Here is a 15,404-nt window from a genome sequence, read left to right as displayed (position 1 = left end):
TGAATATCATTTTAGATACAATAGAAGAAACAGTATGAATACAATATTTGATACACTGATAAAAAGGATGGCAACTTACGAACCGAAAAGGCTAAACAAGCCTGATACCTAAACGCCTATACCTATTAATTATATTTTTCTAAAACAACTTATGCTTATCTAATTAATTAATTCAACAAATCATTTATTAAATTATAGTACAAAAAATTAAAATATAGCTTAATTGATTTTATATTTTTCATATTATTTTTTTTCATACCTTATTTTTTTGTTTTTTGATTTGTTCCTATATTGAGCCGCACGTTGCTTCAGCTTATAAAAAGCAACTATTTTTTACCATAATACTCACCACCTTGGAAAATTTTCTGCAACAATACCAGTATGTATTCAATAACTGGGATGAAATGCGCGGGGAAAAAAACATTCGCGAACAATATGCCAAACTGTTTGAGGTATTAAATCATCTGCATATAAATACCCTCCACGATAAAGACAGGCTGGCCAGCGAGCTTTTTATGAACCAGGGCATAACTTTTACTGTTTACAGCGATAATGCCGGCATAGAAAGAATATTTCCTTACGATATTATTCCCCGCATTATTACAGCAGCAGAATGGCAGCATATTGAAGAAGGCATAAAGCAGCGTTTACGTGCATTAAACCTTTTCTTAAAAGATATTTATAACGACCAGCAGATAATAAAAGACAAGATCATTCCTGCCGGGCTCATTACCTCGTGCCCGCATTACCTGCGCGAAGTGCATGGCATACAGGTGCCGCATGATATTTATGTGCATATTTCAGGTATTGACCTTATACGCGGCGCCGATGGCCGGTTTTATATTCTTGAAGATAACCTGCGCACACCTTCGGGCGTAAGCTATATGCTCAAGAACCGCGAAATAACCAAGCGCATTTTTCCGGATATATTCTATGAGAACAAAGTGCGCCTTGTGAATAATTATCCTTTTTTATTGCACGAGGTGTTATCGTCTTTATCTCCCAAGGCCATATCAAACCCCACCGTTGCTTTGCTCACGCCGGGCGTATATAATTCGGCCTATTATGAGCACACCTTCCTGGCAAGGCAAATGGGCATTCCTTTGGTGGAAGGAAGAGACCTGGTGGTTGACAATCATAAAGTGTATATGAAAACAACCGACGGGCTGGAACAGGTGCATGTTATTTACAGGAGGATTGACGATGATTTTCTCGACCCGCTTATTTTCAGGCCCGACAGTGCATTGGGCGTGCCCGGCATTATGAGCGCTTACCGCAAAGGCAATATTGCTTTGGCCAATGCAGTGGGCAACGGCGTTGCTGATGATAAAGCCGTATATGCTTATGTGCCGGCCATGATAAAATATTACCTGAACGAAGAACAAATTCTGCCAAACGTTCCCACCTACCAGATGATGGATGAAGACGCCCGCAATTATGTATTTAACAATATTGGGAGCATGGTTATAAAACGCACCAACCAATCCGGCGGCTATGGAATGATAATGGGCAATGCCATTGCTGACGAGGAATGGCAAAAAGCCAGAAAAGCAATTGAGGCGGAACCGAGAAATTTTATAGCCCAGCCCATCCTGCGGCTTTCCACGGTGCCCTGTTTTATTGATGGCAAATTCCAGCCGCGCCATGTTGACCTGAGGCCTTATGCGTTGTGCGGTGAGAACGGCATTAAAATAGTGCCCGGCGGCTTAACCCGTGTGGCATTAAAAGAAGGTTCGCTTATTGTGAACTCATCGCAGGGCGGTGGCAGTAAAGACACATGGGTTATAGACAATTGACAATGCCGGCCAATACATTTACTCCATTTAATCTTATTACTCCATATACATAACTTACAAATTAATGCTTAGCAGACTTGCAGACTCCCTGTTCTGGCTTAACCGCTATATGGAACGCGCAGATGGTTTACTGCGCGCCATGAGAACCAATTACATTTTATCGCTCGATAAAGGCATAAACAGCGATCTTACCTGGCGGCCGCTCCTGGAAATTTTTACAACGCTGCCTGAAGAAGATGTGGCAAGGCTGGAGAACGATACCAATGCCACCCTGCATTACCTGCTTACAGATACGGCCAATCTTAATTCGCTGAAAGCCATATTAACAAAGGCACGCGAAAATGCAAGAGGCGTTCAGGACCATATTACAAAAGAAGTATGGGAACAGGTAAACCAGATGTACCATTCCGTAAACCATCCTGACGTAGCCGCTGATTTTTCGGGTTATGATGCGCTCGAAACCATCGAAAATTTCTCGCAAAACAGCCTGCTGCTTATGGGCATTACCGATGCCACCATGCCCCGCGGCGCCGGCTGGAGCTTTATGAACCTTGGCAAGTACATTGAAAGATGCTCGCAAACGAATGAGCTTACTAACTGGCAGTACCGCAGCATACAGTATGATCTCGAAAACCCGATAGATATTGTGCAATGGCAGTTCCTGCTGTTTTCTCTTTCCGGTTTCGAGCTGCATTTAAAAACATATCAATCAGCCGATCATAATAAAAATGTATTGCACCAGGTGCTGCTGAACGAAGATTTTACCCGCTCGGCACTGTATTCCTTAAACCGCATATCCCGCTACCTGGAAGATGTTTTAAGTGAAAACCGTTCCGTAAAAAGCGATGACCTTACAAGATATTTCGGCAGAATGTTCTGCGCCATAAAGTATATAAATCTTGAAGAACTTAATGGTGAAGAACTGCAAGCCTGTTTGCAACATCTGAGAAGCAATATGCAAAACTTTAACAGGCAGCTTACAGCCTGCTTTTTTTCTTATACATAAATTTTATAAATGCCAGTTTTTAAAATTCATCATATTACAAAATATGAATACGACCGGCCGGTAAGGGAAAGCGCCAACGAAATAAAAATATATCCATACAGCAGCCCGCTGCAGGAAACACTTTCGCATGAAATAGCCATCACAGGGCAGCCTGACATTCTTGTTTTCCACGATTACTGGAACAACAAAACAGGCGTATTCAATTTGCTGCCCCTGCATAAAGAGCTGATCGTGGAAAGCAGGCTGGTATTGCGCACAACCGGCCCATCGGAGGCGGCCATAAATTTTGACGGCAGTATTGACAGCCTTCAGCACGAAACCGAAGGCAATATTAAGCTGATAGAGCTGGCTGAAGCTTCGTTTATTAAAAATACCAGCGCCATCAATGATATTATTAAAATAATTACAGCAAACACAACAAGCGTTGCCGCCATTGCACAAAATTGTTCTGAATACATCTATAAAAATTTCAGGTACACAAAAGGCATCACCAATGTGGAAACCACGGTAGATGATATACTGGAGCATAACGGCGGTGTTTGCCAGGACTTTGCCCACCTTATGCTGCAGGTTTTGCGCACATTAAAAATACCTTCCCGCTATGTGAGCGGTTATATCTGCCCAAATAAAAAAGGCATTCGCGGCGAAGGCGCTACGCATGCCTGGGTTGAAGTTTTAATTCCGTCTTATGGCTGGGCAGGCATTGATCCCACCAATAATATTTGGGTAACCAATAACCATGTAAAGCTGGCAATAGGCAGGCATTTTAATGACTGTACGCCCATAAAAGGAACCTTTAAAGGGCCTGCCCACCAAAAGCTGTCGGTGTATGTATCAATCGGGTATGAAGACGGGCGCATGTTTGAAGAAATAAATAATGTAAACATGCAGGAATACGAGCCGGAAGCAAAAGAAGAACTGGTGGATGAGAGCTTTGCCGCCCAGCAACAATGATGGATTGCTATACATCTGTCGGAATGCAGTGAAAATAATTTGTATCACTTTAAAAAACTGATAAACGTTTAAATAAAGTATTACGTATTTAATAAAGTAATGTTTCCCTTCGCTTTTTGAAAAATCCCGCTTCAATGCGGGATTTTTTATTTTCATCATTCGGCTTTAATGCGCTACAAATAAAATCAGCTTATAGTTTTGCAGGCCATTGTTATAAAAGCGATGGTTCATTAAACTATTCAGTTCATGCAAAAACCGGTATTGGTTATAAAGCTTGGTTCTGCAACGATCAGCAAAGCCGATGGCTCTGTTAATATAACCATCATAAAAAGAATTACCGACGAAATTGCCGCCCTGTCGGCAAACTGGCGTATCGTATTGGTTTCAAGCGGCGCCGTGGGCAGCGGAAAAGCTTCTATTCAAAATTATAAGGGCAGCATTACCGAGCGCAAAGCCGCCGCCGCCGTGGGCAATCCTATACTTATACAACTGTACCATGCCTGTTTTTCAAAGCATGGCATTTCGGTGGCGCAGGCTTTGTGCGAAAGACATCATTTTTCAAACCGCCGGCAGTTTCTGCAATTAAAAGAAACATTTGCCATGTTCTGGAACAACAATATCCTTCCCGTGGTGAATGAAAATGACCTCGTAAGCAATATTGAATTGCAGTTTTCTGATAATGATGAACTGGCCACTTTAATTGCCGTTGGTTTTGACGCGGCCACACTTATTGTTTGTACTTCTGTTGGCGGTTTTTTAGACAATGAAAGAAAAATAATCCCTGTTATTGAAAAAATAGACAAGAGCATACAAGGCTATGTTCAGCATGATAAAAGCAGCCTGGGCTTAGGCGGCATGTTATCAAAGCTTACCTTCACCAGGCTGGCTACATCACTCGGCATAAAAGTGATTATCTGCGGTGTAACAAAGCCAAACTTTTTTGCACTGGCGCTGGAAGGCCTGAATGGCACCACTTTCATTCCACAGAAATCAAATTTCAAAGCAAGGCAAAAATGGCTTGCCAGTGGTTCAATAACCCTGGGAAATATTCTGCTCGACACCGGCGCAGCAAAGGCTCTGGCAAACCGAAAAAGCCTGCTCACCGTTGGCATAAAACAAATTGAAGGAAATTTTATGGCAGGCGAAGTAGTGCAGTTGATGAATGATGTACAGGAAATAATAGGTGTGGCTAAAGTAAAGCTCAATGCAAAAGACATGCGCGCACAAATTGCACAAAAAAATATAATTGCCGCCCATGCAGACGATATTGTGATATTTTAGGCCCATCCCTCCCTTCCAAAAGAGAAGGAGAAAGAAGCGAGCGTTCTTTTATTATTCTTTTAATATTTTAGAGGCTAAAAGTCCTCTCCTTTGGAGAGGATTTAGAAGAGGCTTTAATATGCAATCAATACAACCACTCATAGTAAAAACACATAAGGCAGCCGTTCACCTTCGCAATTGCGCTGATGCACAGATCAGGAAAACACTGAACATGCTGGCTGATGCACTGGAAGCAAATGCCGCGGTTATTTTAAAAGCCAATAAAAAAGATGTGGCCAAACAGGATGTGAACGATCCGCGTGTTGACCGCCTGCTGCTGAATGAACAACGCATTAAAAGCATAGCCGGCAGCATAAGAAAAATAAGCAGGCTTCCTAACCCTTCCAACAAGATTATTGACAAACGCACTTTGCCGAACGGGCTGGAACTGGAAAAAACAAGTGTGCCGCTCGGCGTTGTAGGCGCCGTATATGAATCGAGGCCGAATGTTACGTTTGACATTGCCGCCCTCTGCCTGCGCAGCCAGAACGCCTGCCTGTTAAAGGGCAGCAAAGAAGCAGAAGCCACCAATAAAGCATCTGTAAAAATTATAAAAGATGTATTGCAGGCAAACAGCATTGATGCGGATTGCATAACACTTTTACCAAGCGCAAGAGAAGTGGTGCAGGAACTGTTTACAGCAACAAAATATGTGGATGTGATCATTCCACGCGGATCGGACAGCCTGATACAGTTTGTGCGCAAAAACAGCTTGGTACCTGTAATTGAAACAGGCGCCGGCGTTTGCCATGTGTATATTGAAGAAAGCGCAGACATAAGCAAGGCCGTAAATATTGTGGTGAATGCCAAAACCACAAGGCCTGCCGTTTGCAATTCATTAGACACAATTATTGTGGATGAAAAGATTGCCCGGCCTTTTTTAGATAAGCTGCAGCCTTTGTTTGATAAATATCCTGTTGAGATTTTTGCTGATAGCAAATCATACAGGCTCCTTAAAGGCTATGCGCATTTGCAGCAGGCAAAGCCCGAAGATTTCGACCGTGAATTTTTAAGCCTGAAATGTGCCGTAAAGGTAGTGAAGAATATAGACGAAGCTTTAACGCATATTGCCCTGCATTCCACCAAACACTCTGAAGCGATCGTATCAAAAAATAAAAAAAGCTGCGAGCGTTTTTTACGTGAAGTGGATGCGGCCGCTGTGTATGCCAATGCTTCCATAAGATTTACAGACGGGGAAGAATTTGGCCTCGGCGCAGAAATAGGCATATCAACCCAAAAGCTGCATGCCCGCGGGCCTTTTGCTTTGGAAAAACTGGTAAGCGAAAAATGGGTGGTGAGAGGTAATGGGCAGGTGAGGTAACTGCGCTTAATATTCAACAATCAATATTCAATACTCAATGTTCAATTGAAAAGTCAAAAATGAGCATTGATTTATTGAGCATTGAATATTGATTATTTATTCATTCGTGCATATTTGTTTTTCAGTTGTCTCATGGAACCTCGCCATGTACATTCCCCTGTGTGAGAAAAATTATCATGCTCGGTTTCATTTAAAGACATACTCTTTACCTTACTTCCAACGCTTTCAACTTTTTATCATTAAAATCATACGTTACCGGAACACAGGTAGCCAGTTCTCTTGCTACAATTTGTTCCGGCGTTAAGTTTTCAATATACATAATAAGGCTGCGCAAACTGTTGCCATGCGCAACAATCAAAACATTTTTTCCTGTAAGCAGTTCAGGCAATATGGCCTTTTTGAAGTAAGGCACAGCACGCTTATAGGTATCTTTCAGGCTCTCACCGCCCGGAGGGGCCACATCGAAGGAGCGGCGCCATATATGCACCTGCTCCACTCCGTATTTTTGGGCGGCTTCCGCTTTATTCAGGCCTTCAAGATCGCCATACCTTCTTTCATTTAAAGCGGCGTTTTTTATTACCGGGATATCCTGAAGGCCGCAATCATCCAGTATAATCTGCAATGTTTGTTGCGCACGTTTAAGCTGTGAAGTAAATGCAATATCTATCTTTTCCGCCTTTAATTGTTTGGCTGCGCCTTCCGCTTCATTACGGCCGGTCTCTGTCAGCTCAACATTGCGGCAGCCGGTAAAACGGTTTTCAAGATTATATAAAGACTGGCCGTGCCTTAACAATATTAATTTCACACGCATGATCTATGTTTAATTAAGCCATGCAAATTAAGAAAGCAGTTGCCAATAAACCTGTAATGGCAAACAGGCGCTTTGATGCCATGAAATGCTACAGCCGGCATAATAATACGGATAATACGAAGCATTCCGCTTTACTGCACCAGCAGGCTTTTGAATAAAGTGGTATCGCCGCTGAATACATTAAAATCAACCCGCGTTTTTATACCGTTTACCTTGCCCGTGGCATTGTGCTGCCAGAAGTACCAGCCTTCCGCCACGCCCGGCTGCCGTTTTACAAAATAATGCGCCACCCAAAGCGGGTATTCGTCAAACTCATGGCCGAGAAAATTTTTGTAAAACGATGCGCTGGTATAAATAACGGGCTTTACATTATAAGCCGCTTCCACAGTGTTAAGCCATGCGTGAATGCGGCTGCGCATACTGTCGGGCCGCACGCCATAAAGCGCTTCAATATCCAGCACAGGCGGCAGGTCGCCGGGCTGCAGCTGAACATTTTTAATAAAATTCTGGGCCTGTTTGCGGCCGCTTTTTGTTGCGAGAAAAAAATGATAGGCGCCGCGTGTAATATTGGCTTCTTTTGCTTTTTGCCAGTTGCGTTTATACTGCCGGTCCACATTATTCAACCCTTCGGTGGCTTTAATGAAGGCGAATTTTATGCTGATGTCCTGGTCCTGCATTTGCGCCACAGAGGGCCAGTAAATATTGCCCTGGTAATTGCTTACATCAATGCCATGAATGGCATAACCCAGCGGCAGCTCAATACCAAAACCCGGATACAGGGCAAAGTGCGCCTCTTCCTTTTTTTGTTTGATGAGGTATTGTATCCATATAAACAAAGACAAAGCGCCTGCAATAACCGAAGCGATTATAAATGTGCGGTTGCCAGACCTTTTCTTAGAACGTTTACGCTTTGCCATGCAATAACCGGTATCAGCAATTATTAACGCTAATGTGGCAATTCTAATATTTTCCTGCTGAATAAACAGGATAATAATGTAAAAATCCGCGCTTCTGTGGCAGCTGTTATTTTATGCAACCTTAAAAACTTATTTTGTGCTTTTTGAATCAATTAACTGAATGGTCAATATGAGAAAAATCTTCCTGCTTCTTCCTGCTGCATTGGCTTTTATGGTCTGTTTTGCCCAAAAAGATTCTGTAACCATAAGCGATTATGCCCGTGCAGAAAGCATGCTGGCCGGCAATCTCACGCCTTATATTTACAACACGGTAAGCTTTGGAAAATGGATAAGTGACGATCAATATGCTTATCAAACACAAACGCTGCAGGGCATTGAATATATTATGATTGATGCAGCCAAAGGCGCCCGCACCAAATTAACCGGTAAGCCTGCAGGCTTTGGCGGCAACCCCTATCGCCCGGAAAGCAAAGAAGTGCTTTCGCCCGATGGCAGGAAAGCAGCATTTATAAAAGATTATAATGTATGGGTGCGGGATGTGGCTACCAGCCGGCTTACACAGCTTACCGCCGATGGCGTTCCATATTATGGTTATGCCACCGATAATGCCGGCTGGAAACATTCTGACAACGCCATCCTGCGCTGGTCGCCCGACTCTAAAAAGATCGCTACTTTCCGGCAGGATGAGCGCAAGGCAGGCGATATGTATCTTGCTACGACCAATGTGGGCCACCCTGTACTGGAGCACTGGAAATATCCTTTGCCGGGCGACAGCAACATTGTTATGATAGAAAGGGTGGTGATTGATGTGGAGCGCCCCAAAGTGATCCGTTTGCAAATTCCGCCCGACCCGCACCGCGCCACTTTAAGCGATGATATTTCAAGCAGCGGCACATTTGATGATGTTAGCTGGAGCGACGATGGCTCGCAATTCGCTTTTGTTTCTACTTCAAGGGATCACAAAATTGAAAAGGTGCGCATTGCCGATGCCAATACCGGCGCCGTGCGTGAGGTGTTTGAAGAAAGCGTGCCCACGCAATACGAATCAGGCTGGGGCGCTATCAACTGGAAATACCTGCCCGCCACCAAAGAGATCATCTGGTTTTCAGAACGCGATAACTGGGGGCATCTGTATTTGTATGATGCCACAACCGGCAAACTGAAAAATCAAATCACAAAAGGCAACTGGGTGGTTACCCAATTGCTGCATGTAGATGAAAAAAACAGGGCAATCTATTTTCTTGCCAATGGCCAGGACCCTGCAAACCCATATTTTACACATTTTTATAAAATAGGTTTGGATGGAAAGAAAATGGTACCGCTTACACCCGAAACAGGTTTTCACAGGGTTAGCATATCGCCTTCCCACAAATATTTTATAGATGATTGCTCGCAGCCAAACGTTCCCAACACGATTGTGCTGCGCAATACAGATGGGAAACTCCTTACAACGCTGGAAAAAACAGACATAAGGAAACTGAAGGAAACCGGCTGGCAGCCGCCTTTGCCGGTAACTTTAAAAGCGCATGATGATACGACAGATATTTACGGTTTGGTTTTCAAGCCATCTGATCTTGATACGGCCGGAAAATATCCTGTTGTAGTGTATATTTATCCGGGGCCGCAGGGCGGCAGCATTGGCGGCAACTGGGGTTTTGCTGCTGCAAGAGGCGATAACCAGGCGCTGGCAGAACTGGGTTTTATAGTAATAGTCATTGAAGGCACAGCCAATCCGCTGCGCTCCAAATCTTACCACGATATGAGCTATGGCTTTATGGCGGAAAATACTTTGCCCGACCAGATTGCCGGTATAAGGCAACTGGCTGCCCGGTATGCTTATATTGATACAAACCGCGTGGGTATCTGGGGACATTCCGGCGGTGGTTTTGCAACAGCCTGCGCCATGTTCAGGTTCCCCGATTTTTTTAAAGTGGGCATTTCAGAGTCGGGCAACCACGATAACCGCAATTATGAAGATGACTGGGGCGAAAGGTATATCGGCCTGCTTGCAAAAGATGCTTCGGGCAAAGATAATTACGAGGCACAGGCCAACCAGGTGTATGCAGGCAACCTTAAAGGAAAACTATTGCTGGCGCATGGCATGCTGGACGATAATGTTCCGCCATATAATACGCTGCTGGTGGTGGAGGCATTGGAAAAAGCCAACAAAGATTATGATCTTATTATTTTTCCCAACAGCCGCCACGGCTATGGGCCTTATGCTTATTATATGATGCGCCGCCGCTGGGATTATTTTGTAACGAACCTGCTTGGCGCTGCGCACCCCAAAGAATATAAACTGAGCAGCCCTGCGGGTGGAAGATAGTTCCTGGTTTTTAGCCGGCCGGATTGAATTGCGGGAATTGGAATGCGCCCTTCGGCGATGAGAAAGCATTTATACTTTCGCGTTATGAAATTTTTACAAACCGCCCTGCTGCAAATTTGTTTTTTTTATATAACCGCCTGCGCCGATAAACAACCGTCACCCGGCGATACATCAGTTCAGGCTGATACGGCGGCATCGCGGGCTGTATCATTCACGCCGGATACATTCCCCGTTAGAAAATTGCTGGAGCATATTGCCTGCAAAAATGATGCAACGCAATCGTACAGCTTATATATCCCATCCGGCAAAACCAATGCGGTTATTTATTTTTTTGATCCGCATGCAGATGGTGCCTTGCCTTTGGAAAAATACAAAGCGCTTGCCGATGCCTGTAATTTTATATTGATAGGAAGCAACAATTCCAAAAACGGCAATGATTTTGAAACGGCAGAAAAAATATGGGAAGCTTTATTTAATGATACCCAAAGCCGTTTGCAGTTAAATAAAAGCAGGATATATGTCTGCGGTTTTTCAGGCGGCGCAAAGGTTGCAGGCTATCTTGCTTTGCATCATCCTGAAATAAAAGCCGTAATAGCAGGCGGCGCCGGTTTGCCGGATGGAACGCCTGCATCTAACTTCAATTTTAGTTTTACAGGCATTGCGGGCAAAGGTGATATGAACATGACAGACCTCGTTACATTAAACAATGACCTTGATAAAACACAAATAAAACACAGGCTGATATTATTTAACGGCAAACATGCATGGTGCCCTGAAAGCACGATGGGCATTGCATTTGCCGGCTTGGACTTTGACGCCATGCGCAATCATGATTTTCCAAAGAATGATTCAATCATTCATGCATTCATCAGCAACAGCAAAAAAAGAATTGATGCGGCCATACAAAAGAATGATTACATACAGGCATCGAATGAATGTGCGCTTGCCATGAATATGCTTGATGGCTTAACAGATATTGCTTTCTTCAAACAAAAGAATAATTCTATTGTAAATGATGCTGCTTATAAAAATCAATGGCAACAACAGCAACAATTATTTGCTATCGAACAAAACAAAAAAGCGGAATACAATGCACAGTTCCAGCAGGGCGATATGAATTACTGGAATAAAACCATCAGCGATTTAAATGCAAAAGCAAAGGACGCCACGCCTGAAGCGGCTATGAACCAAAGATTGCTGGCATATTTGTCATTGGCGTTTTATTCCATCAGCAACCAGCTTGTTAATCAAAACCAAAATGATGCTGCCGGTTATTTTGTGTCGTTATATAAAATGGCCGATCCCACCAACAGTGAAGCCTGGTATTTTTCTGCTATATTAAATGCAAGGAATAACAATGCAAAAGCTGCGCATGACGATCTCGTAAAAGCGGTTTCGAATGGCTTTAATGATAAGGCAAGAATGATGCAGCAGCCCGAATTTATTAAGCTTCAACCGCAAATAAACCTGCCCCTCATCCCCGGCCCGTAATTATTTTACCCGCACGTATTTTTCAATGTTTATCCTGTTCACGCCAATGCTGTCAATCTTTTCAATGCCCTGCTGGGTGAGCGTATCATTGTTTAAAGCAATGGTGAAATGAAAATCGTTGCCTTCCCATTCCCTTGCATTGCAGTATTCAAGATGCTCGGTGTAATTGCCGTCGCTTAATTCGTAATGGCCGCCGCCTGAAGAAAAAAAAGCTGTGGCAGAATCTTTGCCTTTATTGAGATCATGTCCCATAAAAGCAAAATGCGTGGCATTGATAACCTTGATGAATGATTTGTCTTTTGTATAATCTGTAACAGCCGTATCATGCTTTTCGATGGTTCTGCCTGAAATAAGTTTCCAGGTACCTTGTATGGAACTGGCTGGTGCGTGGGATGAAGGCTGCTGTTGATTATTGCATGCAGTTAAGGCGGTAATAGTTGCAATGGTTAAGATTTTTTTCATTGATTGTTTTATTAGAAGAGGTTGTTTTGAATGCTGTTTGAAAATCATTGTTGTCCGACTAAAATATTTTCTCTTGGGCTAAAGCCCTTTAAGAGCCTGCTTTTTACTAACCCCAGGCTTAAGCCTGGGGTTATATATCTGAAATCCTTGCACAATGGGCTTTAGCCCAAGTTATCCGGACAACAATGTTTGCAAATAGTTTAAAGTTTTGTATTTGAAACTATAGCTGAATAATGATATGCAGGTGCAGTGAGTGCCACAACCGTGATGCCATCATTTCATTAGCTGGTAAAAAATATGCATAACAATTTTATGGTTACACCTTTTCAATCAGCGGATGCTTCCACGGCCCGCGGTAATTTCTTTGCAGCAATGCGGTAGCTTCTTCATCGCCAATAATTTCATGCTTTATTGTATCGTAACTCAGCGGCCTTTGCAACTGCATGGAAAGATTGGCCATAATGCAACTCGCTGTTGAAATATGCCCTTCTTCAATGGGCGCTACGGGCTTTATATTTTTATCAATGGCTTCCATAAAGTTCAGGATATGCCTTCTGGTTGCAGCAGCAACATGCAATTCAATATCAGGCTCTTTTAAGTCTTCAGGATATTTTTCTTTCTCCCAAAGCAGGTCGCCGTGCAGCTTCTGCGCTTTGTCATCTGTGGGAAAGAAATCATATTTCCATACATCGCAGCAAAGCGTTCCTTTATCGCCATAAATTTTAAATGCCCATGGATAAGCAGGATCAGCAGGCCTGCCCCAGGTGCGGTGCTGCCACACACAATCTATATCGTCGTAAGCAAAAGTGGCGGTTTGCGTGTCGCTGATGTTGCTGCTGCTTTCCTTATCAACAAAAATCCCACCCGTTGATGCAACGCTCTTTGGCCAGCCGAGGTTCAGCATCCAGCGCACCGCGTCAAACATGTGAATGCACATATCGCCGATAATGCCATTGCCATATTCCATATAAGCGCGCCAGCGGCGGTGCGGCAAACCGGTATAGGGCCGCAAGGGAGCAGGGCCCGTCCACCTATCGTAATCGAAAAAAGACGGCACAGGTTCTACTGCCGGATTACCGGTTGCCCGCATGTGATAATAGCAACACATTTCTGCATGATGAATTTTACCCAGCATGCCGGTATCAATAATTTTTTGTTTGGCTTCCACCAAATGCGGCGTGCTCCTGCGCTGTGTGCCCACCTGCACAACGCGATTGTATTTTTTAGCTGCTGCCACAATAGCTTCGCCTTCCAGCACATCAACACTGATGGGTTTTTGAAGGTAAACATGCGCCCCTGACTGCAGCGCATCAATAGCCTGCAGTGCATGCCAGTGATCGGGCGAACCAATCAATACAACTTCAAGTTTTGCTTCATCTAAAAGTTTCCTGTAATCCTTATACAGCTTAGGTTTCTGATGGCTTTGCTGCCTTTCGCTTACCATTGCGGCTGCATGGTCCAGCATGTTTTCATCCACATCAGACAGCGCCACCACATCAACGGGCGCTACCTGTATCAGCCTGAACAAATCGCTCTTGCCGTACCAGCCGGCGCCTATTAATGCCACACGTTTAGATGGCATGTTTTGCAGGCTTAATTTATCTATGTTCAATGCGCTTAAAGCAAGCAGCGAAGCGCTGTTGCGTAAAAAGTCGCGACGATAAATTTTGTGTTTGTTCATGGATGATTGTGTTTGTTTTTTTTGTACCAACTGAGGTATTTCATGGCATCACGGTTGTGTCACTCACTGCATCGGCATATCGTTGTTCAGCCATGGCTTCATCTTCTTATACTAGCCTGTGCAGGCAATTATTTTCAAGCATTTGCTACATTAATCCAGGCTTTTTAAATCAATATTCAGCAGGCATGCAATGAATTATTTATAGATGGCAACCTCGTTCAATCCTTCACGTGTTCTCACACCGCGATACATGCCTGCACTGTTAAACAACAAGGCGTAATTACCGTTCGCATCAACGCCAATCATACCGCCTTCTCCGTTTATGGCAACCAGTTTTTCGCTCACCACTTTGTTCATCGCATCATGCAAATTCATATTGGCGTATTCCATAAGGCAGCTTACATCATACGCCGCAACTGCTTTTATAAAAAGCTCGCCATGACCAGTGCAGCTAACAGCGCAGGTTTTATTATTGGCATACGTGCCGCATCCAATTAAAGGGCTGTCGCCAATGCGGCCATAATTTTTATTCGTCATGCCGCCGGTGCTGGTGGCCGCTGCAATATTGCCCTGCATATCGCAGGCAACCGCGCCAACTGTACCAAATTTCTTATCTGTATTTTTTGCGGAATGATCGAGCTGATAAGCATCAGAATCTTTCATTTCATTCCATTGGTCGTACCTGAATTTTGAGAAGAAATATTCATCAGGCTCAAATACAAAGCCCTGCTCTTTTGCAAAGCCGGCAGCGCCTTCTCCACACAGCATTACATGTTCCGTTTTCAGCATAACTGCTTCTGCAAGTTTTATGGGATTGCTTATATGCTGCACACCACAAACGGCTCCGGCAGCCAGATCAGCACCATTCATAACTGCTGCATCCATTTCGTGCAAACCTTTTTTGGTGAACACAGAACCGCGGCCTGCATTGAATAAAATATCATCTTCCAGCACCACAACCGCTGCAACAACGGCATCTGTTGCAGTACCGCCTTTTTCCAAAACTGCATAGCCTGCATCTAATGCCTGCTGCAAACCCTGCCTGTATTTTTGTTCAAGCTCAGAAGTCATATTCTCTTTGAGGATAGTGCCGGCGCCGCCGTGCACTGCGATTGTATATTTCATTGTAAATAATACTGCTGTTATTTACGGGCAAGTTACTGATGAATTGTCTGAACCGGGATTTTTAGGGTTTTTCTGATTTATGGATATAATAACGTGAGTTTTGGGATAAGCTTAGATTGTTATTTCGACCTCCTCCCAACCCTTTTATTTCGTGCATATATATTTTTTAATTGCCTCAATGAATGCTTTGCATT

12 protein-coding genes and 1 pseudogene are annotated in these 15,404 nt (G+C 43.7%); 8 read left to right on the top strand and 5 right to left on the bottom strand.

Features of this window, described 5'->3' with window-relative positions; genetic code table 11:
* The 6 genes and pseudogenes from QM629_RS05115 to QM629_RS05090 all read left to right on the top strand — a co-directional run.
* A pseudogene (locus QM629_RS05115) lies at positions 1-112 on the top strand (IS1595 family transposase); the annotation flags it as partial.
* 292 nt (positions 113-404) lie between these two features.
* Positions 405-1,796: a circularly permuted type 2 ATP-grasp protein gene (locus QM629_RS05110; RefSeq protein WP_415157865.1), complete on the top strand. Its 1,392-nt coding sequence runs from the start codon at positions 405-407 to the stop codon at positions 1,794-1,796.
* Positions 1,797-1,860: 64 nt separating this feature from the next.
* Positions 1,861-2,802 (top strand): alpha-E domain-containing protein, encoded by a 942-nt coding sequence (locus QM629_RS05105; protein WP_415157863.1) that lies wholly within the window; start codon positions 1,861-1,863, stop codon positions 2,800-2,802.
* 9 nt (positions 2,803-2,811) lie between these two features.
* Positions 2,812-3,756 carry a transglutaminase family protein gene (locus QM629_RS05100; protein ID WP_415157861.1) on the top strand — a complete coding sequence of 315 codons (945 nt, stop codon included), beginning with the start codon at positions 2,812-2,814 and terminating at the stop codon, positions 3,754-3,756.
* Between the two features lie 246 nt (positions 3,757-4,002).
* The gene (proB, locus tag QM629_RS05095) at positions 4,003-5,037 is read left to right on the top strand and encodes a glutamate 5-kinase (RefSeq protein WP_415157859.1); all 1,035 of its coding nucleotides are present in this window, start codon (positions 4,003-4,005) and stop codon (positions 5,035-5,037) included.
* 118 nt (positions 5,038-5,155) lie between these two features.
* The gene (locus tag QM629_RS05090) at positions 5,156-6,397 is read left to right on the top strand and encodes a glutamate-5-semialdehyde dehydrogenase (RefSeq protein ID WP_415157857.1); all 1,242 of its coding nucleotides are present in this window, start codon (positions 5,156-5,158) and stop codon (positions 6,395-6,397) included.
* A 205-nt stretch (positions 6,398-6,602) separates the two neighbouring features.
* On the opposite strand, the gene QM629_RS05085 is transcribed toward QM629_RS05090, so the two are convergent.
* On the bottom strand, positions 6,603-7,202 hold the full coding sequence (locus tag QM629_RS05085) for a 2,3-bisphosphoglycerate-dependent phosphoglycerate mutase (protein ID WP_415157855.1): 600 nt from the start codon (positions 7,200-7,202) through the stop codon (positions 6,603-6,605).
* A gap of 137 nt (positions 7,203-7,339) precedes the next feature.
* Positions 7,340-8,125, bottom strand: coding sequence for a glycoside hydrolase family 25 protein (locus tag QM629_RS05080; protein ID WP_415157853.1), 786 nt, complete (start codon positions 8,123-8,125; stop codon positions 7,340-7,342).
* Between the two features lie 169 nt (positions 8,126-8,294).
* Here QM629_RS05080 and QM629_RS05075 point away from each other — a divergent pair, with 169 nt between their 5' ends.
* Both QM629_RS05075 and QM629_RS05070 read left to right on the top strand, forming a co-directional pair.
* Complete coding sequence (locus QM629_RS05075; RefSeq protein ID WP_415157851.1) at positions 8,295-10,451, top strand: DPP IV N-terminal domain-containing protein; 2,157 nt, start codon at positions 8,295-8,297, stop codon at positions 10,449-10,451.
* An 84-nt stretch (positions 10,452-10,535) separates the two neighbouring features.
* On the top strand, positions 10,536-11,942 hold the full coding sequence (locus QM629_RS05070) for a hypothetical protein (protein WP_415157849.1): 1,407 nt from the start codon (positions 10,536-10,538) through the stop codon (positions 11,940-11,942).
* Here the strand turns inward: QM629_RS05070 and QM629_RS05065 are convergent, their stop codons facing one another.
* The 3 genes from QM629_RS05065 to QM629_RS05055 all read right to left on the bottom strand — a co-directional run bounded on the left by QM629_RS05065 (position 11,943) and on the right by QM629_RS05055 (position 15,210).
* Positions 11,943-12,404, bottom strand: coding sequence for a hypothetical protein (locus QM629_RS05065; RefSeq protein WP_415157847.1), 462 nt, complete (start codon positions 12,402-12,404; stop codon positions 11,943-11,945).
* Positions 12,405-12,720: 316 nt separating this feature from the next.
* Positions 12,721-14,085 (bottom strand): Gfo/Idh/MocA family protein, encoded by a 1,365-nt coding sequence (locus QM629_RS05060; RefSeq protein ID WP_415157845.1) that lies wholly within the window; start codon positions 14,083-14,085, stop codon positions 12,721-12,723.
* Between the two features lie 195 nt (positions 14,086-14,280).
* Positions 14,281-15,210, bottom strand: coding sequence for an isoaspartyl peptidase/L-asparaginase family protein (locus tag QM629_RS05055; RefSeq protein WP_415157843.1), 930 nt, complete (start codon positions 15,208-15,210; stop codon positions 14,281-14,283).
* Between the last annotated feature and the right edge of the window lie 194 nt (positions 15,211-15,404).

The sequence above is a fragment of the Parafilimonas sp. genome (genome assembly GCF_047606085.1).
Taxonomy (GTDB): domain Bacteria; phylum Bacteroidota; class Bacteroidia; order Chitinophagales; family Chitinophagaceae; genus Parafilimonas.
This window is presented reverse-complemented; position numbering and strand designations above follow the sequence as displayed.

Coding starts and splice junctions, on each gene's coding strand:
- QM629_RS05100 (WP_415157861.1), top strand. CDS start 2,812: ATGCCAGTTTTTAAAATTCATCATATTACAAAATATGAATACGACCGG.
- QM629_RS05105 (WP_415157863.1), top strand. CDS start 1,861: ATGCTTAGCAGACTTGCAGACTCCCTGTTCTGGCTTAACCGCTATATG.
- QM629_RS05065 (WP_415157847.1), bottom strand. CDS start 12,404: ATGAAAAAAATCTTAACCATTGCAACTATTACCGCCTTAACTGCATGC.
- proB (WP_415157859.1), top strand. CDS start 4,003: ATGCAAAAACCGGTATTGGTTATAAAGCTTGGTTCTGCAACGATCAGC.
- QM629_RS05090 (WP_415157857.1), top strand. CDS start 5,156: ATGCAATCAATACAACCACTCATAGTAAAAACACATAAGGCAGCCGTT.
- QM629_RS05075 (WP_415157851.1), top strand. CDS start 8,295: ATGAGAAAAATCTTCCTGCTTCTTCCTGCTGCATTGGCTTTTATGGTC.
- QM629_RS05060 (WP_415157845.1), bottom strand. CDS start 14,085: ATGAACAAACACAAAATTTATCGTCGCGACTTTTTACGCAACAGCGCT.
- QM629_RS05070 (WP_415157849.1), top strand. CDS start 10,536: ATGAAATTTTTACAAACCGCCCTGCTGCAAATTTGTTTTTTTTATATA.
- QM629_RS05110 (WP_415157865.1), top strand. CDS start 405: ATGCGCGGGGAAAAAAACATTCGCGAACAATATGCCAAACTGTTTGAG.
- QM629_RS05080 (WP_415157853.1), bottom strand. CDS start 8,125: ATGGCAAAGCGTAAACGTTCTAAGAAAAGGTCTGGCAACCGCACATTT.
- QM629_RS05055 (WP_415157843.1), bottom strand. CDS start 15,210: ATGAAATATACAATCGCAGTGCACGGCGGCGCCGGCACTATCCTCAAA.